The following is a 19,998-nucleotide window of genomic DNA, read 5'->3' on the forward strand; positions in this document are numbered from 1 at the left end:
TCCGCGCGGTCAGCGGGTGAGCAGGATCTGGTGCACATCGAGGTAACCGCAGCGGAATCCGGCCTCGGCGTGCGCCAGATACAACCGCCACATCCGCCGGAAGATCGGATCGAAGCCCAGCTCCGCGACCCGGTCGGCGCGCGCGTTGAACCGCTGCTGCCACAGCCGCAGCGTGTGCGCGTAGTGCTCGCCCATCGACAATTGTTCGCGGACAACGAGTTCGGTGCGCCGCCCGGCCACGTCGGCGAGCAGCCGGGTGGACGGCAGGAAGCCGCCGGGGAAGATGTATTTCTGCACCCAGGTGTAGGTGTAGCGAGTGGCCAGCATGCGGTGGTGCGGCATGGTGATCGCCTGGATCACCGCGCGTCCGCCGGGCGCCAGCACCTGGTCGATGGTCTCGAAGAACGTCTCCAGGTACTCGTAGCCGACCGCCTCGATCATCTCCACCGAGACCACCGCGTCGAATTCGCCGGTCACCTGGCGATAGTCGAGCAGATCGATGGTGACGCGGTCGGAAAGCCCGGCGGCGGCAATGCGATTCAGCGCGAGCGCGCGCTGCTCCGTGGACAGCGTCACCGAACGCACCGTCGCACCACGAGCGGCCGCACGCAACGCCAATTCGCCCCAGCCGGTGCCGATTTCGAGCACGCGGGTGCCCGGGCCGACACCGGCGCGGTCGAGTATCCTGTCGATCTTCGCCCGCTGAGCGGCAGCCAGATCGGCCCAGCGCGGCGGCGGCGCGGTGGCCGGGAACAACGCGCTGGAATAGGTCAGCGTCTCGTCCAGGAACAGCTCGAAGAGATTGTTCGACAGGTCGTAGTGCCTGGCGATATTGCTGCGGCTGTTCGATTCGCTGTTGCGTTCGGCGCTGGGATGTCTCGAGACGTAGAGCCGGCGAAGCGCGCGCAGCGGCGCGGGCACGAGCGTGTCGATGTGCGCGGCGAACACGGTCAGCGTCGCGGCCGGATCGGGCGCCGACCAGTCGCCCGCCATGTAGGACTCGCCGAAGCCGATCAGCCCGCCCACCCCCAGCCGGGCGGTGAAGTCGGCCGGACGGTGCAGGATCAGCCGCGGCGCGTCCTCCGCGCCACTGCCGAGCACCGTCCCGTCCGGATACTCCACCCGGATCGGCAGCGTGCGGACGGCCCGCCGGAACAGCCGGTCCGCCACCGCCGCGGCGATCGCCGCGCGAGTGCCGGTCGGCACCCGCTCGACGTCGGGCCAGTACGTCGAGGGTGATTCTGTGACGTGTGTTTCTAAACTCACCGCGAATACTCCTCGAAGTGCTGGGCGGGCCGGGGAACGAGAGGCAGGCCGCGCGCCCAGAGCTGCACGCCGTGCCAGCGAATGAGCGCCGAGACCACAAGTGGGGCAAGGGGTACCGCCACTGTCGCGCGCAGGATGGTACGGACGGTGGCCGAATGGCAACGCCCGGTCATCGAGGCGGCGAAAATCGGCTGGTTATCGATCAGGGTGATGGCGGCCCGCAGCCGATCGGCGGGTTCGGGCAGGCGCATCCGGTATTCGCCGCGGACCTCGTTGAACGGGGAGACGTAGAAGCTCTTCGCGGTGGTCGCGCCGCCGCGGTCGTCGGTGCGCACCAGGTAGCGGTGCCGTCCGCCGTAGGTGTTGTGCACCTCCGCGATGACGCAGACCAGCTCGCCGGTGTCGTCGCGGCACCAGAACAGGGTCAGCGGGTTGAACACGTAACCGAGCACCCGCGCGTTGGCGAGCATCCGGACGCGACCGCCGCGTAAGTCGATACCCTGCTCGGCGAGGTAGCCGTCGACGTTCTCGCGCAGGGTGCGGTCCGGGTCGCCGAGATGATCGGCCGCGCGGAACCCGGCGAGCGGGCGCAGCCAGCGCGGCAGCTTCGGCAGGTCGTCGAGATCGACCAGCCAGCTGTAGCTGCGGTAGCTGAACTCATGACGCATCGGGGCGAGGCGCACGTGGTGGATCCGCGTGCGGACTATCTGGGCGGTCGTGTTCACGAGGTACGCACTGCCGCAACAGGTTTGGTCGTCCAGCGGGCGCCGAGCCGTTCGGCGGCGCGCAACCCGGACAGCGCGCCGTCCTCGTGGAATCCCCAGCCGTGATAGGCGCCGGCGAATGCCACTCGCGCGCAACCGATCTCGCCGAGCCGGCGCTGCGCCGCCACCGAACTCGGGGTGTAGCGCGGATGCTGGTAGACCATCCGATCGATGATCAGTTCCGGATCGACCCGGTCCCCGTCGCCGAGGGTGACCAGGAATCGCGGCTCGTCGCCGAGCCGCTGCAACCGGCTCAGGTCGTAGCTGACCAGCACCCGATCCGTCTGCGCCGTGCAGGACGGCAGCCGGTAGTTCCAGGACGCCCGCGCCCGCGGTGCGCGCGGGAGCACCGACACGTCGGTGTGCAGCACCGTGTGATTCACCGAATACGGCATGGCGGAAAGGATTTCGGTCTCCGCCTCGGTCGGCTCGGCGAGCATCCGCAACGCCTGATCCGGATGGGTGGCGATGACCACGGCATCGAACACCGTCACCTCGTCCGCGTCGTCGCGCACCGCGACACCGTCGGGGAGCCGGTGCACCGCGCGCACCGGCGTGCCCACCCGTACGGTGTCGAGTCGCTCGGCGACCGCGCGGACATACATGGCCGAACCGCCGGCCACGGTGCGCCAGGTGGGGGAGCCGAACACCGTCAGCATGCCGTGATGGTCGAGGAAGGTGAACAGGTATCGCGCCGGATATTGCAGCGCGGTGCCCGGATCGCAGGACCACACCGCCGCGACGAGCGGGGTGAGGAAGTGCGTGACGAAGTAGTCGGAGAAACCGTTCGCGAACACGAATTCCGCCAGCGTGCGGCCGGTTTCGGTCGCATGTTCCAATTCCGCGCGGGCCAGGCGATGGAATCGCGGCACCTCGGTGAGCAGGCGCAGATAACGCCCACGCGCCAAAGACCTTGGGGTGGCGAACAATCCGCCGGCGCCGCGTGCCCCCGCGTATTCGAGGCCGCAGCCGTCGCAGCGCACCGACATGCTCATATCCGATTCCTGGGTCGCGATGCCCAGCTCACCGAACAGCCGCAGCAGCGTCGGATAGGTGCGGTCGTTGTGCACGATGAACCCGGTATCCACGCCGATGGGCACCCCGTCACGGCCGGTGACCTCGTGCGTGTCGGCGTGGCCGCCGAGCCGATGGTCGGCCTCGTAGAGCGTCACCTCGGCGGACCCGGACAGCACCCATGCCGCGGTCAGCCCGGCCACGCCGCTGCCGATCACCGCGACCCGCCGGACGCCGTCCGCGCTCGGCTCGGTGTGCTCGCCCATCTGTTCCTCCTCGTCGCCGGTCACCCCGCAGGTGGGTGGCCGGCGGGTTGCCGCCGCGGTCAAGCGATCGGGCCGGCGTTGCTGTCGCGCCACGCCGTGCCGTTCCATGTGTTGCCTCGATTATGCATCGTTTTGTGGCAAGGGCAACGTACGATCCGTCTCATGGGCGGCGCTGACCCGACCGCTGGCCGTCAGGGTGTCGTCGACCTCGGAAAGGACTTCGCCTCGGTGTCATCCGCGGATTGCTCGCGAACTGAAATTCGGCGTGGCTACGCGCGGCCGTCCACCGCGACGCGCCGTGCTCGGGAATGCCGCTATCGATCGGGGCGCGGTTCGTCGCCGGAGCGTCTCGGGCAGTCCCGGGTCAGCTCAGGTGATCGACGGCGTCCGACAGGCTCGCGACCCGTTCGGCCGTTTCCGGCAGGATCACCGAATCCCAGCCGGGCCCGCCGACGAGCACCCGCGACCCCAGGTCGAGGCAGACCCGCACCGCCGAGCTCAGCGCGGTCGATTCCTGCTGCGACCACAGCATCACCGCGGCGGGCCGATCGTGGCGCGCGAGACTGTCGGTCAAGGCGCCGGTCGGTACGTCCGCGCCGAGCATGTGCGCGCTGACGTCGCGCTCGGCCAGTGCCGCGCGCAGCACCTCGAGCGGCAGCGCGTGCGTCTCACCGCTGGTGCAGGCCAGCACCACCGGTCGCGGCGCGGTCGCGGCGGGCGGCGGATTGGTGCGGTGCAGCACCGAGGTGATGCACCAGGACAGCAGATGCTCCACATCGATACAGCTCTCGCCCGCGCCTTGGCGCGCGACGATCTCGCCGAACGCGGGGCGGCACAACCGATCCCACGTGTCCACCACGCCGTAGGCGCGGAAATGCGCCTCCAGGTAATCGGAGACCGCGCGCGTTTCGAGCGTGAATGCCGCGGCGAGCAACGGGAATCGGTCGCCCAGTCGCGGCGTCGGTCCGCGCACCGCGGCGGCCGCACCCGCCGGGCTCGCGCCGTCCTGAATCAGTGTCAGCATCTGTCCGAGCAGCGCGATGTCGGCCTCGGTGTAGAGCCGGTGCTTGCCGGGCCGGTGCTGCGGCGGGCCGATGTTGTAGCGGCGGTTCCAGCTCCGCAGGGTCGCGGTGGGGATGCCCAGGCGCTCGGCAACCGCGCGGACCGTGTAGCCGGCCGCGTCGGAAACGGGAGCGGAACCGGCGGACATCGCCCTATTCTGCCTGTTCCGGTTCGCCCGCTTCATCATGCCCGGGCGATCGCGCGTCGCGCGGGGTCTCCGGCGCCCGGGCCACGGCGATCAGCTCCGCACGGTGGTCGCCGCGGTCGCGCCGCACAGCAGGCCCCAGCCGGCTGCGACGGCGATCGCTTTACCGCGTTGTGGTCGTCCGCGCAGCGCGAGGCCGAGGACGGTGGCATCGGACAGATCGGCCATCACCCGGGCGGCGATGGCCAGCCGGAGCGCGTTCGTGGTCGGTGCGGCCAGCATGGCCAGCCCGGACGCGACGTCCCGCATCGCGACCATCCTGGCGACCGCGCGCAGGGCGGGGTCGTCGTCGGACCAGCCGCACGGTCCGAGCATGACCGCGGGCCGGGCCGCGACCGCGACGCCGTATCCCGCGGTCAGCGCGCCTGCGATCCGGGGCAGCCAGAGCAAGGTCACTAGGTTCCTCCTTGAAAACGGGGGTATGCATCAATCATGCATCGTTATCGGTTAACATGGCCAGTATCGTCGATTTCCGAGGAGTTCGCGTGACATCTCGAACGAAGCGGTTTCCCGTTCGCCTATTGATTGCTCTGGCCGGATCGGCCGTCGCATTGCTGGTGCCGGGCAGCGCGCAAGCAGCCCCCACCCCGGTCGCCGCACCCGCGCCGGTGTCCTCGCTGGATCTCAACCGATACCTCGGTACCTGGAATCAGCTCGCGGCGGTGCCGCAGTACTTCAACCTCGTCTGCGCCCGCGATACCCAGGCGAACTACGCGCTCGACCCGCAGGGCAACGTCTCGGTGCGCAACACCTGCACCACCTGGTCGAACATGAACAACGAAATCAACGGCACCGCAACGATCAACGACCGGATGACCGGCGCGCAGCTGCACGTCAGCTTCCCCGGCGTGCCGACGCAGGACCGGATCGACGGGCCGACCAACTACATCGTGACCGCCCTCGGCCCGGACTACTCCTGGGCGCTCGTCACCGATCCCGGCCGCACCTCCGGCTTCGTCCTCGCCCGCGCACCGATGCTCGACGCTGAGGCGTGGGATCGGATACGCGCGGAAATTGTTGCAGCAGGCGAGAATCCGTGCCTATACCTGACCTCGCCGACCACCGGCGGCCGATCGGACATCACCCCGCTCTGCACGCTCTGACCCAAGCCCCCGGCGCCTGCGAGGGTTGCGTCTACGGCGCCGGGCATTGAGCCGCCCACGTCGCCGTGGCGCCACCCTCATGGACGCCGGCCGTGTCCACTTCACCCCGCGAAGAGGAGTAGATGACCGTCACCATCGCCCTGTTCACCCGTGATCTGCGGGTGCACGACAACCCCGTGCTCACCGCGGCGCATCGCGAAGGCGCCTCGGTAGTACCGCTTTTCGTCGTCGACGAGGCCATCGCGGCCGGTCGTTTCGCCGCGCCGAATCGGGCGCGCTTCCTCGCCGCCGCGCTGGGCGAGCTGGACGCCGAGCTACGCGCGATCGGTGGCCGGCTGGTGGTGCGCCGTGGCGATGTCGTCACGGAGGTGGAACGGGTGGTGGCGCAGGTACATGCGGACAGCGTGCATATCGCCGCCGATGTCAGCAGGTACTCGAGCAAACGCGAACAAGCGCTCCGGGAACGGCTGGAGCAGCGCGACTGCTTGCTGCACACCCATGCCTCGTCGATCACGGCCAGCGATCCCGCAGAGCTCGTGCCATCCACCGGCAGAGATCATTTCGCGGTCTTCACCCCGTACTTCCGTCGTTGGGCCGAGACCCATCAGCGCAAGTCGCTCGGGAAGCCGCGCGAGCTCACGATGCCGCCGGTGGACAGCGATCCACTGCCGGAGGCCGAAGAACTCTGCGCGGGTCCGACGTCACCGCAGCTCGCGGTCGGCGGCGAGACGACCGGGCGAAAGGTGCTGCGGGACTGGCTTTCCGGACCCATCGAGGGATACGAAGAGCACAACGACGACCTCGCCGCCGACGCCACCTCGCACCTGTCCGCGTATCTGCACTTCGGGTGCGTGTCGCCGGTGGACCTGGTACGCCGGGTCGACATGTCGACGCCCGGCGGTCATGCGTTCGCCCGGCAGTTGGCCTGGCGCGACTTCCACCACCAGCTGCTCGCCGCCCGGCCGGATGCGGCATGGTCGGACTATCGGCCCCGGTCGAAACCTTGGCGCGACGATCCCCAAGCCGTCGAAGCATGGAAAGAGGGCCGCACCGGCTATCCGGTGATCGACGCGGCCATGCGGCAGCTGCTGGCCGAAGGCTGGATGCCGGGGCGCGCCAGGCTGATCGCCGCCAGCTTCCTGGCCAAATCGCTGCAGGTGGACTGGCGGATCGGCGCCGAGCACTTCCTGCGCTGGCTGGTCGACGCGGATCTGGCGAACAACCAGCTCAACTGGCAGTGGGCGGCCGGCACCGGCACCGACACCCGGCCGAACCGCGTGCTCAACCCGCTGCGTCAGGCCAAGCGGTATGACCCGGACGGCGAATACGTGCGTCGCTGGCTGCCCGAACTCGCCCACATCCCCGGTCCCGCGGTACACACACCCTGGCGCGAGAACATCGATCCCGCCGACTATCCCGCGCCGATCATCGAATGCGTCGGGATGTAGCGCACCGATTTCGCCGCAGATGAAGCGTTGCCCTTCCTAATTCCCGGCGCCAGGTCTTGAATCGATGCATCGAGGCTTTGCCTTGCTCCAGGAAAGAGGTCGTGATGATGGGCACCGTCGACTTCGTGATCACCGTCGGCCGCATATTCGACACACTGCAGAAAGCGCTGTTCCTGCTGATCCTGCGTGGCTGACCGCCCCTGCCGCGCAGGTTGCGGTTCGCCGCGCACGAACTCGCCGGCTGATCGGTGCGCGGTCGGCCAGTTCATGCGCGGCAGGCTGATTAGTGCGCGGCGCCCGGATGGTTGGGCAGGTCGCGGGGTGTCAAACTGGGGCGGTGGTGACTGTTGTCGCGTTTCATGCGCACCCGGATGATGAAACCCTGCTGACCGGAGGGACATTGGCGGCGGCGGCCGCGGCCGGGCATCGGACGGTGATCGTTGTCGCCACCGACGGGCACATGGCCGCGCTCGACGGGCGAAAAGCCTTGCGGCTGACCGAGTTGGAGGCGAGCGCCGCGGCATTGGGTGTCGCCCGGGTGGTGCATCTCGGCTATGCGGACAGCGGCCACGGTGCGGTGCTCTTCGCGGATCCTCCTGACCGCGTGCGGTTTCTGCGGGCCGAGGTGGACGAGGCCGCTGAACGGCTCGCCGCGATATTGCGCGAAGAGAACGCAGAGATCTTGCTGAGCTACGACCGCAACGGTGGCTACGGGCACCGCGATCACGTGCGGGTACACGAGGTCGGTACCAGGGCCGCCGAGTTGGCCGGGGTGCCGCGGGTACTCGATGCCACCATGCCGCGCGAAAACGTCGCTCGCATCGTGCGTTTCCTCCAGTTGCTGCGGGTCCGCGTCGGCCCTTCTGTCCTCGGTTCGCTCTACAGCTCGGGTTCCGAGATCACCCACCGCATCGATGTGCGCGCGTACGCGGCTCAGCGCAAAGCCGCTGTCGCCGCGCACCGCTCGACGGTCGAGGGATCGGGCACCTTCGCCGCGCTCGCCAAAATCCTGCTCCGGCTGCCGACACCGATCCTGGGCAGAGTGATGCACTGGGAGTGGTACATCGAAGAGGGGGCCGCGCCGACCGGCGATCCACTCGGCGATATCTTCGTGCCTGCCGGACGTTGACCGTTCGGACGTGGCGGTGCGGGCGACCGCGCCTTCGCTCGAGTTCGTGCGGCCGAGATCGATTGTGCGACGGTCAGGTTGCGGCGTCGCAGGCTGATCCCCGCGGCAGCACGACGGTGAAGACGGCCCCTTCGCCCGGTGCGCTGTGCACCGTGACCCGCCCGCCATGCGCCGCGACCAGCGCGTGCACGATCGACAACCCGAGTCCGCTGCCGCCGCTCGCCCTGGTCCGCGAGGTGTCCGTGCGGTAGAAGCGTTCGAAGACCCGGGCGGCGGCATCGGGGGACAGGCCGGGCCCGGAGTCGATCACATCGACGCGGACCTCGTCACGAAAAGGCTTGAGCCGCACCATGACCGCGGCCTCCGGCGGGGTGTGGGCGACGGCGTTGCCGAGCAGGTTGGTGAGCACCTGACGCAGGCGCGGCTCGTCACCGATCACGTCCAGCGTGCCCTCGCCCGTGTCCACCACCACGCCGATGCGGCGTTCCGGCGAAGTGGGCGTCGGCTGCTGGCGGGCGGCGAGGGCTTGCGCGTTGTGCACCACATCGCCGGCCAGCGTCAGCAGATCCACCGGTTTGCGCTCCAGCGGGCGCTTTTCGTCCAATCGCGCCAGCAGCAACAGGTCCTCGACCAGCAGGCCCATCCGTTCGGCCTCGGACTCGATCCGCCCGACCACCAGGCCGGCGTCCGTGCTCGCGCCCTGCCGATACAGCTCGGCGAAGCCGCGGATGGTGGTCAGCGGCGTGCGCAGTTCGTGGCTGGCGTCGGCGACGAACCGGCGCATCTTCGCCTCGGATCTGCGGGCCGCCTCCTCCGACGCCTCGGTCGCCGCGACGCCGTATTGGATCTGCGCGAGCATCTCGTTCAACGAGCGGGCGAGATGATCGACCTCGGTGTCCACGCCGCGCACCGGAACCCGGCGGTGCAGGTCACCGCCCGCGATCGCGGCCGCGGTGACCTCCACCTCGCGCAGCGGCCGCAGGCTGCGCTGGATCACCAGGTAGCCGACCACGCCCAGGGCGACCAGAGCGATGGTGCCGGTGGCGATCTCGAAGAAGATCAAGCGCGAGACCGTCTCCTGATTGTCGGTCAGCGGCAAACCGATGGTGGTCGAGCCGAATTGGTTCGAGGTGGTCAATACCCGCCAGTGCAGGGACGAGTCGCCGGCCGAGCCGACCGTCGTCGGCGCGTCACCGGACTGCGCGCTGAGATCCGGTATCCCCGAGGCGTTTCCGCCGCCGGGCACCTCGAACAGCACCTGCCCGCCGGCGCTTTTGTGCAGCTCGAAGAAGCGGCGCGGCTGCTCGGCTACCGATCGCGGTTGCGGTAGCGGGCCGGGCAGATCGGCCGGTACCCATTGCAGCGCACCATCGTTCGTCCGAACCTGCTTCATCGGCCGGGGCTGCGCCCAGCCGCGGGCCGCGTCAGAGAGTTGCTCGTCGGTCCGCTGGGTCAGCGATTGGCTCAAGGCCGACGTCACCGCCGCTCCCGAGGCGAGCAGCGCGGACGCGGTGAGCACGAGCAGCGCGATCACCAGTCCGATCCGGAGCGGAACCGACGCCACCCGGCGTGACAGCCTGGCGCGCGCGTTCATGTCCGGCTCGTTTGCCGTGCGCACGGCAGCTGACCAACTCCGATCATCTGCCCATGATCGCGGCGCTACCGCTGGCCGAGCTGCGAGCGAGCTGGGTATCTGCTGTGAGCGGGCCGACCAGGGGCGTCCGCACCGCGCCGTTGCGTCGCGGACACCCGGGCCAGTTGGCTCGAGCCGGTCAGCGCTGATCCGGCGTAGAGAACTAGTACCCATTCGGTGCGCCGGTCACCCCACGAATTTTCGCGAGTTCGATCGCGCGGGTGAATTCCTCGAATCCCGGCGGGGCGGGCCGCCGTTCTGGCTAGCGTGAGCTGCGGTGACCGACCGATCAGCGGGAGTGGCGATGACGATCATCGATGCGTGGGCGCAGCATCCGACGGTGCGGATGGTGGAGCACGACATGTTCGATTCGCTGCGCCGATGGGGTGCGCCGCTGCCGACCGAGCAGCCGCCGGTCGCCGCGACCGTGGCCGCGATGGACGCCGGGGGTGTGGATACCGCGTTGATCAGCGCCTGGTACGGGCCCGAGGGCGTGCTGATCTCCAATGACGAGGTCGCCTCGTTCGCCGCGGAATCCGCAGGCCGGTTCGTCGGTGTCGCCTCGGTGGATCTACGCAAGCCGGTTGCCGCGGTGCGCGAGTTGCGCCGCGCGGTCAACGAATTGGGGATGAAGGCATTGCGCATCGTGCCGTGGTTGTGGGGTCTGCCGCCCAACGACCGCCGCTACTATCCGCTCTACGCCGAGTGCGTCGAGCTCGGCATCCCGTTCTGCACCCAGGTCGGGCACACCGGACCGCTGCGCAGCTCGGAGACCGGGCGGCCGATACCGTACCTCGACGACGTGGCCCTGGACTTCCCCGACCTGGTCATCGTCGGCGGCCACATCGGCTACCCGTGGACCACCGAAATGATCGCGGTCGCAACGAAATACCCGAACGTCTACATCGACACCTCGGCGTACACCGTGCGCCGGTACCCGCCCGAGCTGGTGGCCTATATGCAGAAACACGGCCGGGAGAAGGTCTTATTCGGCACCAACTTCCCGATGATCATGCCGGACCGGGCGCTCGCCGGACTCGATGATCTGCAGCTGGACAACGAGGTTCGCGAGCTGTTCCTGTCCGGCAACGCGCGCCGGGTGTTCCGGCTGGACGAGGTCAGCGCAGGCTGATCGGGGTCGTGCTGCGATGGCCGGTGTCCGGATCCACCACGGACAGTTGGAGTTTGCCCGATTCACCGGGGTCGAACGGTTCGAAGCGGCTGAGGTGGAAGCTGCCGCGGGCGTCGGTGTAGGCCTGGCCCCAGCTCCGGGTGCTCGGCGCGCGAGTCCAGCCGTCGACGTAGAGGTGCACGGTGGCGTCGTGCGCCCAGCCGGTGCCGTCGATGGTGTAGGTGGTGCCGGTCTCGCGGACGGTCGGGCGAACGGTGACCGCGAACCTTTCGGGTCGAAGTTGTTGTGCGACAGCGGTTGTGGCGCCGACGGACACCGATCCCAAGACGGTCAAGGTCAACAGCGCCGCGAGTGCGATCCGGGTCATCGTGGCCCTCCTCAGGCGGTTGCGGGGATGCGTCGCCAGGTCAGCGCTCGGCGTAGCGGACGTCCGCCCACGTGCACGATCCCGGTCAACGTCAAAGTGTCGCCGACCAGCGATATCTCGCGCACCTGTTCGGTGCCCGCCCACTCGGGATTGGTGCACACGGTGATCCCGTGCACCATCTTCCCCTCGGCGATCCGCCACGTGCCCGCATAGCCCTTGTACAGCGGCTCGGCCTCGCCGGTGCGCATCATGCTCACCGACATGTGCCCGTCTACGCCGTAGATGAGCAGCCCGCGCGGTGCGTGACCGAGCGGCCCTTCGCTGATCACGCCCTGCTCATCGGTGTCGAGATAGGCGGTCAGCTCCCAGGTTCCGGCCAGATCCAGCGCACGCATGGGTCCATCATGCTGTGCGACACGGCCGAACGTCGCAGTTCGGCATCGCGGTTAACGCCGCTGGCCGTGCCGGCGAAAGTCCTGCTAACCGGCGCCGCATCCGCGCTGCACTGCAACGACCGCAGGACGCCGACCAGGGAGGACCATCATGTTCAAGCGTGCGCACCTGCTCGTACTGCCGACCCTTGCCGCAGCGCTCGCCTTAACCGCGAGCCCGGCCACGGCGCAACCCGGCGACCTCGACGAATGGACCCCGGTCGACTACACCGAATACCTGGCCACCGACGCCGAACACAGCGGCGGCCTCTACTTCCGCACCCCCGACGGCCGCAACTGCGCCTTCCACTGGAACAGCGGCCCGGTCGGCTGCGACGCCGTCTCCCTCGACGCCCCCGCCGGCACCAACCAAATCCGCGCCTCCATCATCGAACCCGCCCACTTCGTCACCGCCGACCACCCCACCTTCACCCACCCCAACGGCGCCAAAATCCTCCCCGAAGGCCACAAAGTAACCTTCGCCAACACCACCTGCGGCGTCGGCTACCAAGGCACCGTCGACTGCGAAACCGGCCCCCACGGCTTCATCCTCTCCGCCGTCTACAGCATCCTGCACTGAGCGCAGGCTCATCGTCGACGCGGATCTGGCCGCGCGAATCGAGCGTTCAAGGACGCTGTGATCGCACGGCCAGGTGGTATTCAGTTGTGGGGCAAGGTAGATCCGGTTCAGTGGCGGCGGATGCGGAGGACGTTGTCTCGGCGGACGCCGGGTTGGCCTTCGGGGCCGGTGTGGTCGCGTTCGGCGAGGGCGTCGGTTTTGACGGTCCATTCGGTGGGGGTGAGGGCGAGGCCGGTCAGGACTTCGGCGGTGGTGGGGAAGTGGACGTCGTGGGGTGGGGTTTCTACCCAGGAGGGCCAATCGGCGTGGCCGACGATGAGGAGTTGGCCGCCGGGGGCCACGGCTGCGGCGGCGCGGCGGAGGATTTCCGCGCGCTCGTCGATCTTGGCGACGGGGGAGTGCAGGTATTGGGCGGTGACGAGGTCGAAGGTGCCGGTGGGGAACGTTTCGTAGAGGTTGTGCTGCTGCCAGTCGATGTCGGTGATGCCCTGTTCGGCGGCGCGGGCCCGGGCACGGGCGAGCGCGGTCTCGGAGACGTCGACCGCGGTGACCTTCCAGCCCCGCTCGGCCAGCCAGATCGCGTCGGCGCCCTCGGCGCACCCGAGGTCGAGCGCGGAACCGGCTGGGGCCGAATCCATTTCGCGGACCAGCAGGAAGTTGGGCGAGCCGGACCAGACCTGTTCCCGCTCCTGGTAGAAGTTCTCCCAGAACTCCACCGTGTCGCCGCTACCGGCCTGAGTGTGATTGCCGCCACCGCCGTGGGTATGTGTCTCGGTCATGCGAACCACGATGCCCCGTACGGAGCCGTTACGGCAAACTTCTTTGCTGGTTCGGCAACACCTACTCCGGGGTGATCCCGGTATCGGTGGGCTTCTCCAGCGAGGGCTTGGTCTCCTGATCCGCAGCCTGCTTCTCCTCGGCGACCGCACGGTCCTCGATGAGCATGGCCGACCGATGACCGGACCCCCAGCCCGCGTGCGCCTCGGTCCGCATCCGCTCCACCATGTGCGGATAGTGCAGCTCGAACGCCGGCCGCTCGGACCGGATGCGCGGCAGCTCGTAGAAGTTGTGCCGCGGCGGCGGGCAGGTGGTGGCCCATTCGAGCGAGTTGCCGTAACCCCACGGATCGTCCACGGTGACCACTTCCCCGTACCGGTAACTCTTGAAGACGTTCCAGATGAACGGCAGCATCGACCCGCCGAGAATGAACGCGCCGATGGTGGAGATCGTGTTCAACGTGGTGAAGCCGTCGCTCGGCAGGTAGTCGGCGTACCGCCGCGGCATACCTTCGGCCCCGACCCAGTGCTGCACCAGGAACGTGGTGTGGAACCCGACGAACGTGGTCCAGAAGTGCCACTTGCCCAGCCGCTCGTCCATCATCCGCCCGGTCATCTTCGGGAACCAGAAGTAGATCCCGGCGAACGTCGCGAACACGATGGTCCCGAACAGCACGTAATGGAAGTGCGCCACAACGAAATATGAGTCGGTGACGTGAAAATCCAGCGGCGGGCTGGCCAGGATGACCCCGGACAGTCCACCGAACAGGAAGGTGGTCAGGAAGCCGAGGGAGAACAGCATCGGCGTCTCGAAGGTCAACTGCCCGCGCCACATGGTGAAGATCCAGTTGAAGAACTTCACCCCGGTCGGCACCGCGATCAGGAACGTCATCAGCGAAAAGAACGGCAGCAGAACCGATCCCGTCGCATACATGTGATGCGCCCAGACCGCGACCGACAGCGCGCCGATCGAGATCGTCGCGTACACCAGCGCGCTGTAGCCGAACAGCGGCTTGCGCGAGAACACCGGGAAGATCTCGGTGACGATGCCGAAGAACGGCAGCGCGACGATGTACACCTCGGGATGCCCGAAGAACCAGAACAGGTGCTGCCACAGCAGGACTCCGCCGTTGGCCGTGTCGTAGATGTGCGCGCCCAGGTGCCGGTCGATCGCCAGCGCGAACAGCGCCGCGGTCAGGATCGGAAACGCAAGCAGCACAAGGATGCTGGTGATCAGGATGTTCCAGGTGAAGATCGGCATCCGGAACATGATCATGCCGGGCGCGCGCAGGCAGATGATCGTGGTGATCATGTTGACGCCGCCGAGGATGGTGCCGAGCCCGGACAGGATCAGGCCCATGATCCACAGGTCGGCGCCCGCGCCCGGGGCGTGTTCGAAGGTGCTCAGCGGCGTGTACCCGGTCCAGCCGAAGTCGGCCGCGCCGCCGGGGGTGATGAAGCCCGCGGTCGCGATGGTCGCGCCGAACAGGTACAGCCAATAACTGAACGCGTTGAGCCGCGGGAACGCGACATCGGGCGCGCCGATCTGCAAGGGCAGCACGGCATTCGCGAAGCCGAACACGATCGGCGTCGCGTAGAACAGCAGCATCAGCGTGCCGTGCATGGTGAACAACTGATTGAACTGTTCGGTGGACAGGAACTGCATCCCCGGCCTGGCCAGTTCACCACGCATCAGCAAGGCCATCAGCCCGCCGATGAAGAAGAACGTCATCGCGGTGACCAGGTACATGATCCCGAGCACCTTCGGATCGGTGGTCGTGATCATCTTCCAGATGTAGGAACCCTTCGGCCCCATCCGCCGCGGATACGGTCGCACCGCCTGAAGTTGTTCGGTCTGCGTCACACTCACAGCCGCCGCCACCTTCCGAACCGCCGTCCAGCTGAAGGCCGGCGCGACCGGCCTGCATCAACGAAACCATGTGACAGCAGTCTCACGCCACCCCTAGATCGACTTTGCCGAAGGTTAGCCCTGGCAGAGCCGAATGTGGCTCCCCAACTGGGCTTCTGCGGCACGGAACCCGCCTCGCCGAGGGGCCGAATTGATACTCCCTGGATATCAGGCGTGTCTGCGACCGTGGACCGATGCGCCGCGCACCCTCGATGCCTAACATGAAGTACCCGAGACCACAGGCGGGGGCCGCTATGAAGAACTGGATTCGCTGGACGGTGTTGCACGCCGTACCGCGCACCTACCTCAGAACGCGGGCGCGCCGCGGTGATCCGTTCGCCGAGATCCTGACCGGCTACCGCGCCGGAGCGAACCCCTACCCGTTCGGCGACCGCATCCGCGAGCAGGGCCCGATCGTCCGCACCCCGCTCACCTGGGTTTCCGCCGACCACGAAGTCTGCCGAAAGATTCTGCGCGACAAAAACTTCGGCGTCTCCCCGCCGGAAGCCCTGGATGTGCCCCGCACGCTACGGCGCCTGCTCCGCGCGACCGACCCGAAATTGGCCAGTCCGGTCGAACCGCCGTCGATGCTGATGGTCGACCCGCCGGAGCACACCCGGTACCGCAAGCTCGTCGCGCAGGAATTCACCCCGCGTGCGGTCGGCCGGCTGCACGACCGCATCGTCGAGGTGACCGACGAACTGCTCACCGGACTGGCCACCCGCCCGGACGCCGATCTGATCGAGGACTTCGCCAGCCGCCTACCGGTCGCGATCATCTGCGAAATCCTCGGCGTGCCAAGCGAAGACCAGTTCTACATGCTCGAAATGGGGCACGCGGGCGCGCCGCTGCTCGATGTCGGCATCACCTGGCGCGCCTTCCGCCGCGCCACCGCCGCCTTACAGGCGAGCGAGACCTTCGCCGAGGGACACATCGCCCGGCTGCGCGCCGAGCCCGGCGACAACATCCTGAGCAAACTCGCCGCCAGCGACAACCTGACCATGCCCGAACTGAAGTCGACCGTCGCCCTGGTCGCGGGCGCGGGTTTCGAAACCACCGTCAACCTCATCGGCAACGGCATGATGGCCCTGCACCAGCACCCGGACCAGCTCGACCTGCTGCGCGCCGAGCCGGACCGGTGGCCGGGTGCGATCGAGGAGATCCTGCGCTACGACAGCCCCGTGCAGATGACCGCCCGAACCGCGTTGTGCGACACGGAGATTGCCGGTCAGCCGATCGCCCGCGGCGAACTGGTCTCGCTGCTGCTCGGCGCGGCGAACCGCGATCCGAAGGTCTTCGCCGACCCCGGCACCTTCGACGTGACCAGGACCAACGCCCGCGAGCACCTGTCGTTCAGCAGCGGCGTGCACTCCTGCCTCGGCGCCAGCCTGGCCAGAATGGAGGGCCTGGTCGCGTTGTCCGCGTTGTACGAGCGCTTCCCCGAGGTGCGCCTCACCGGCCGCCCGGAGCGCCGCGGGCTGGTCAATCTCCGTGGCTACCAACGGATACCGGCCGCGCCCGGACTGGCCGCGGCGACCAGCCGGACCGCCTGAACCCGGTCAGAAATCGAGCGGATCGCGGATGAGCATGCCCTCGACCGCCCGCAGCCGGTCACTCATGGTGGACAGTAGGTCGATGGAGTCGTGCGAGAGCCCGACCACGGTGTTCAGCAGCCGGCGCAATCGCGGGCTGTCGATCGAGCGGGCCACGGTCGCGTCGTAGTCGGTCGGTGTGCTGTCGAAAGGTCGAACGAGCTGGTCGAGATCCACGGCGAAGTACTCACAATCGGTCATCTGGCCCCCTGGGACCATTGTGGGCGCGCTGGGACGCGCGCCTGCGCACTCCCTTCGTCGCTGGATCGGCCCGGAACGTTTCGTGTGTAGTTCTGGACAATACGAACGTAAACGGCAGCTACACGTCATTCCCGCGTGAAAGCATGAGTTCGGCCGAACAAAATACCGATGTGGTGAGGGGCCGATATGGGGAATCTGGACGACAGAGTCGCGGTGATCACCGGCGGAGCCCGAGGTCAGGGGCGTGCGCACGCGGTGGCGCTGGCGGCGGCGGGCGCGGACATCGTGATCTGTGATCTCGCCGAGCAGCTGGCGAGCGTGCCGTATCCGATGAGTTCGGAATCCGATCTGGCCGACACGGCGAAACTGGTCGAGGAGACCGGTCGCCGTTGCGTACCGCTCAAAGCCGACGTGCGCAGCCAGACCGAAATGAACGCGGTGGCCCAGCGCGCCATCGATGACTTCGGCCGGATCGACATCCTGGTCGCCAACGCGGGCATCGCCTCCAACTCGGTGATCGCCGAGATGGACGACGAGGTGTGGCAGGACATGATCGACGTCAATCTGACCGGTGTCTTCCACAGCTTCCGCGCGGTGGTGCCGCACATGATCGAGCGCCGGTGGGGCCGCATCGTCGCCACCTCGTCCATCGTGGCCCGGATGGGCGTGCGCAACGCCGGTCACTACGCGGCGGCGAAATGGGGCGTGATCGGGTTGGTCAAGTCGCTGTCGCTGGAGGTGGTCGAGTACGGCATCTCGGTCAACGCGGTGCTGCCCGGCGGCGTGGACACGCCCATGATCCAGAATCCGGCGATGTATCGAATGATGCTGCCGGACCTGGAGAATCCCACCGAGGAAGACGTGGCCGCGATGTTCGCGTCCGGTCCGCCGAACTCCGATCTGATCGCGGCGGAGGAGATCGCCGACGCGGTGCTGATGCTGGTGTCCGAGCGCGGGCGGCACTTCAACGGCGAGGCCCTGACCATCTCCGGCGGGATGAGCGCCAACACCATCTGAGCGCGCGCTCCACCGTCGAGCGAATGTGACCCGCATCGCAGTGCGCACGGCGCCGGAACTTTCCCGGTGCCGCATCCGACCGGTCAGCGAGACCTGGTTCAGGTGCAAACTTTCGCTCTCGAGGATGGTGGACGGCAACGTGCAGGTGAAACGCTCGACAGTCCACCTGGTTCGGCTCGTCGCGGCGGCGGTTCTGCTTGCCCTCGTCCTCGGGTCGGTGATCGAAGCGGGCGATGCCCCGTATCGGGCCGCCGGCACCGCCTATCCCGGTTTCGCCGATGTGCTCGCCTACGTGCTGCTGCGCGTCGTGGCCGGGTTGGCCGGTGCGACCGCGCTCGGTGCGCTGGTCTACTCGGTGTGCTGTACCGCGGTCACCGGTCGCGGCCGCCTCGACGTCGACGGCTATTCCGGGCTGCGACTCGCCGAGCGGGCCGGACTGACGTGGTTGCTGTCGGCGCTCGCGCTCATCCCGATGACCGCGGCCAATGTCGGCGGCCTGACCTTCTCCGGGTTGTTCCGGATCGGCGCGCTCGGTGCGCTGATCGACGCGAGCGAGAAGCCGAAGGCATGGATCGTGGTCGCCGTGCTGGCCGCCGTGGTGACGCTGGGCGCGCGAATGTTGTTGTCCTGGAACGGGGCAGTGGTTCTGCTGCTGGTGGCCGCCATCGGCGTGCTGCCGCCCGCGATGGTCGGCAACGCGGGGGAGGGGCCGAATCACGATTACGGCACCGGCGCGATGATCATCTTCCAGCTCGCGATCTCGGTGCTGCCCGGACTGCTGTGGTGCGTCGCGGATCATTTGCGCCGCAACGGGTCACACGCGGAGACCGCGGTCCGCCGCGGCGCGACGATCGCCCTGCTGTGCGTGGCGGCCGCCGCCCTCAGCGGGCTCGTGCTGTGGGTGATCCTGCTGCCGTGGTCGGATGTGTTCACCACCGGTTACGGGCGGCTCGCATTGGTGGTCGTCGCCGTCGGCGTCGGCCTCGCGCTGACCATGCGTGTGGTGCTGAAGCACCGTGAACCCGGTGCCCGTACTGCCTTTCTGATCGCTTGCAGCGGAGCGCTTTCCGCGGTCTCGCTGGCCGCGACGGTGGCCATGGCGGTACAGCCCGCCCCGGCTTTCGCCGATCGATCGTTCACCGCGCAGGAGGTGTTCCTCGGTTTCGACCTGTTCGACCGCCCGAACCTGCTGCGGCTGATCACGTTGTGGCGCTTCGACATCGTACTCGGCACCGCCGCCTTGGCCGCGATCGTCCTGTATGTGCTCGGCGTGCTGCGGTTGTGGCGGCGCGGCGACGAATGGTCGCGCTGGCGCACCCTGTCGTGGATCGGCGGTTGCCTCGCCCTGCTGATCGCGACCTCGTCCGGCATCGGCACCTACGGGTTCGCGATGTTCAGCATGCACATGATCACGCACATGGCCCTGAACATGTTCGTGCCGGTACTTCTAGTACTCGGCGCACCGGTGACCCTGCTGCTGCGCGCCGTTCCGGCGGCCAAGCGCGGCCAGGTGCACGGCGTGCGCGAATGGGTGCTGTCCGTGCTGCATTCGCGACCGACGGCGGTGATCGCGCATCCCGCGACAGCGCTGTCGTTGTTCGTGATCTCGCTCTACGGACTGTATTTCACGCCGCTGTTCGAGAGCCTGATCCGCTACCACTGGGGTCACGTGCTGATGAACGTGCACTTCCTCATCGTCGGCTACCTCTACTACTGGGGCATCATCGGCATCGACCCCGGCCCGCGCCGCCTGCCGCATCTCGGCCGGCTCGGAGTCCTGTTCGCGGTCATGCCTTTTCACGCCTTCTTCGGCGTCGCGGTGATGTCGATGAACACCGTCATCGGCTCGCGTTTCTACACCAACCTGCAACTGCCCTGGAACATCGACCTGCTCGCCGACCAGCGCGTCGGCGGCGGAATCGCCTGGGTCTCCGGCGAAATCCCCATCCTGCTGGTGGTCGGCGCGCTACTCACCCAGTGGGTGGCTCAGGACCGCCGCACCGCCGTCCGCACCGACCGCAAGGACGACGACTACGGCGACTCCGACCTCGCCGCCTACAACGCGATGCTGGAGCAGCTGGCCCAAACCCGCCGCTGAGCCCG

The 19,998-nt window shown here is 68.0% G+C and carries 20 protein-coding genes; 8 read left to right on the forward strand and 12 right to left on the reverse strand.

Features of this window, described 5'->3' with window-relative positions; translation table 11 throughout:
- Positions 1–9: 9 nt before the first annotated feature.
- From F3087_RS15235 to F3087_RS15255, 5 genes are all read right to left on the reverse strand, one after another.
- Positions 10–1,266 carry an SAM-dependent methyltransferase gene (locus F3087_RS15235; protein ID WP_150402547.1) on the reverse strand — a complete coding sequence of 419 codons (1,257 nt, stop codon included), beginning with the start codon at positions 1,264–1,266 and terminating at the stop codon, positions 10–12.
- Positions 1,263–1,934, reverse strand: coding sequence for a DUF1365 domain-containing protein (locus F3087_RS15240; protein ID WP_396897564.1), 672 nt, complete (start codon positions 1,932–1,934; stop codon positions 1,263–1,265). The genes F3087_RS15235 and F3087_RS15240 overlap by 4 nt, the downstream gene beginning before the upstream one ends.
- A 53-nt stretch (positions 1,935–1,987) precedes the next feature.
- Positions 1,988–3,310, reverse strand: a complete 1,323-nt coding sequence (locus F3087_RS15245) for an NAD(P)/FAD-dependent oxidoreductase (RefSeq protein ID WP_150402888.1) — start codon at positions 3,308–3,310, stop codon at positions 1,988–1,990.
- 364 nt (positions 3,311–3,674) lie between these two features.
- Positions 3,675–4,520 carry a MerR family transcriptional regulator gene (locus tag F3087_RS15250; RefSeq protein ID WP_150402549.1) on the reverse strand — a complete coding sequence of 282 codons (846 nt, stop codon included), beginning with the start codon at positions 4,518–4,520 and terminating at the stop codon, positions 3,675–3,677.
- A 90-nt stretch (positions 4,521–4,610) separates the two neighbouring features.
- The gene (locus F3087_RS15255; protein WP_223885076.1) at positions 4,611–4,973 is read right to left on the reverse strand and encodes a hypothetical protein; all 363 of its coding nucleotides are present in this window, start codon (positions 4,971–4,973) and stop codon (positions 4,611–4,613) included.
- Between the two features lie 89 nt (positions 4,974–5,062).
- On the opposite strand from F3087_RS15255, the gene F3087_RS15260 reads away from it, so the two are divergent.
- The gene (locus F3087_RS15260; protein ID WP_223885077.1) at positions 5,063–5,680 is read left to right on the forward strand and encodes a lipocalin family protein; all 618 of its coding nucleotides are present in this window, start codon (positions 5,063–5,065) and stop codon (positions 5,678–5,680) included.
- Between the two features lie 122 nt (positions 5,681–5,802).
- Complete coding sequence (locus F3087_RS15265; RefSeq protein ID WP_150402551.1) at positions 5,803–7,128, forward strand: cryptochrome/photolyase family protein; 1,326 nt, start codon at positions 5,803–5,805, stop codon at positions 7,126–7,128.
- On the opposite strand, the gene F3087_RS15270 is transcribed toward F3087_RS15265, so the two are convergent.
- A complete protein-coding gene (locus tag F3087_RS15270) occupies positions 7,092–7,397 on the reverse strand; it encodes a hypothetical protein (RefSeq protein ID WP_150402552.1) in 306 nt (101 codons plus the stop codon). The genes F3087_RS15265 and F3087_RS15270 overlap by 37 nt on opposite strands.
- A 68-nt stretch (positions 7,398–7,465) precedes the next feature.
- Between F3087_RS15270 and F3087_RS15275 the strand changes: the two genes are divergently transcribed.
- Positions 7,466–8,257, forward strand: coding sequence for a PIG-L deacetylase family protein (locus tag F3087_RS15275; RefSeq protein WP_150402553.1), 792 nt, complete (start codon positions 7,466–7,468; stop codon positions 8,255–8,257).
- A gap of 73 nt (positions 8,258–8,330) precedes the next feature.
- Here F3087_RS15275 and F3087_RS15280 read toward each other — a convergent pair whose 3' ends face one another.
- The gene (locus tag F3087_RS15280; protein WP_150402554.1) at positions 8,331–9,851 is read right to left on the reverse strand and encodes a sensor histidine kinase; all 1,521 of its coding nucleotides are present in this window, start codon (positions 9,849–9,851) and stop codon (positions 8,331–8,333) included.
- A 343-nt stretch (positions 9,852–10,194) separates the two neighbouring features.
- On the opposite strand from F3087_RS15280, the gene F3087_RS15285 reads away from it, so the two are divergent.
- Complete coding sequence (locus F3087_RS15285) at positions 10,195–11,022, forward strand: amidohydrolase family protein (protein WP_150402890.1); 828 nt, start codon at positions 10,195–10,197, stop codon at positions 11,020–11,022.
- Here the strand turns inward: F3087_RS15285 and F3087_RS15290 are convergent.
- The gene (locus tag F3087_RS15290; protein WP_150402555.1) at positions 11,009–11,389 is read right to left on the reverse strand and encodes a hypothetical protein; all 381 of its coding nucleotides are present in this window, start codon (positions 11,387–11,389) and stop codon (positions 11,009–11,011) included. The genes F3087_RS15285 and F3087_RS15290 overlap by 14 nt on opposite strands.
- An 11-nt stretch (positions 11,390–11,400) precedes the next feature.
- Positions 11,401–11,784, reverse strand: coding sequence for a lipocalin-like domain-containing protein (locus F3087_RS15295; RefSeq protein ID WP_150402556.1), 384 nt, complete (start codon positions 11,782–11,784; stop codon positions 11,401–11,403).
- 148 nt (positions 11,785–11,932) lie between these two features.
- On the opposite strand from F3087_RS15295, the gene F3087_RS15300 reads away from it, so the two are divergent.
- Complete coding sequence (locus tag F3087_RS15300; RefSeq protein WP_150402557.1) at positions 11,933–12,400, forward strand: hypothetical protein; 468 nt, start codon at positions 11,933–11,935, stop codon at positions 12,398–12,400.
- Positions 12,401–12,507: 107 nt separating this feature from the next.
- Here the strand turns inward: F3087_RS15300 and F3087_RS15305 are convergent, their stop codons facing one another.
- Both F3087_RS15305 and ctaD read right to left on the reverse strand, forming a co-directional pair.
- Positions 12,508–13,179: a class I SAM-dependent methyltransferase gene (locus F3087_RS15305; RefSeq protein WP_150402558.1), complete on the reverse strand. Its 672-nt coding sequence runs from the start codon at positions 13,177–13,179 to the stop codon at positions 12,508–12,510.
- A 61-nt stretch (positions 13,180–13,240) separates the two neighbouring features.
- Positions 13,241–14,992: an aa3-type cytochrome oxidase subunit I gene (gene ctaD / locus F3087_RS15310; protein ID WP_191093996.1), complete on the reverse strand. Its 1,752-nt coding sequence runs from the start codon at positions 14,990–14,992 to the stop codon at positions 13,241–13,243.
- A 347-nt stretch (positions 14,993–15,339) separates the two neighbouring features.
- On the opposite strand from ctaD, the gene F3087_RS15315 reads away from it, so the two are divergent.
- Positions 15,340–16,638 (forward strand): cytochrome P450, encoded by a 1,299-nt coding sequence (locus tag F3087_RS15315; RefSeq protein WP_191093966.1) that lies wholly within the window; start codon positions 15,340–15,342, stop codon positions 16,636–16,638.
- A 6-nt stretch (positions 16,639–16,644) separates the two neighbouring features.
- Here the strand turns inward: F3087_RS15315 and F3087_RS15320 are convergent, their stop codons facing one another.
- Positions 16,645–16,878 carry a hypothetical protein gene (locus F3087_RS15320; protein ID WP_150402559.1) on the reverse strand — a complete coding sequence of 78 codons (234 nt, stop codon included), beginning with the start codon at positions 16,876–16,878 and terminating at the stop codon, positions 16,645–16,647.
- A gap of 186 nt (positions 16,879–17,064) precedes the next feature.
- Between F3087_RS15320 and F3087_RS15325 the strand changes: the two genes are divergently transcribed.
- On the forward strand, positions 17,065–17,895 hold the full coding sequence (locus F3087_RS15325) for a mycofactocin-coupled SDR family oxidoreductase (RefSeq protein WP_150402560.1): 831 nt from the start codon (positions 17,065–17,067) through the stop codon (positions 17,893–17,895).
- A gap of 124 nt (positions 17,896–18,019) precedes the next feature.
- Positions 18,020–19,993 carry a cytochrome c oxidase assembly protein gene (locus F3087_RS15330; protein ID WP_150402561.1) on the forward strand — a complete coding sequence of 658 codons (1,974 nt, stop codon included), beginning with the start codon at positions 18,020–18,022 and terminating at the stop codon, positions 19,991–19,993.
- Positions 19,994–19,998: the final 5 nt, after the last annotated feature.

Origin of the sequence: Nocardia colli (assembly GCF_008704205.1) — a bacterium.
GTDB lineage: Bacteria > Actinomycetota > Actinomycetes > Mycobacteriales > Mycobacteriaceae > Nocardia > Nocardia colli.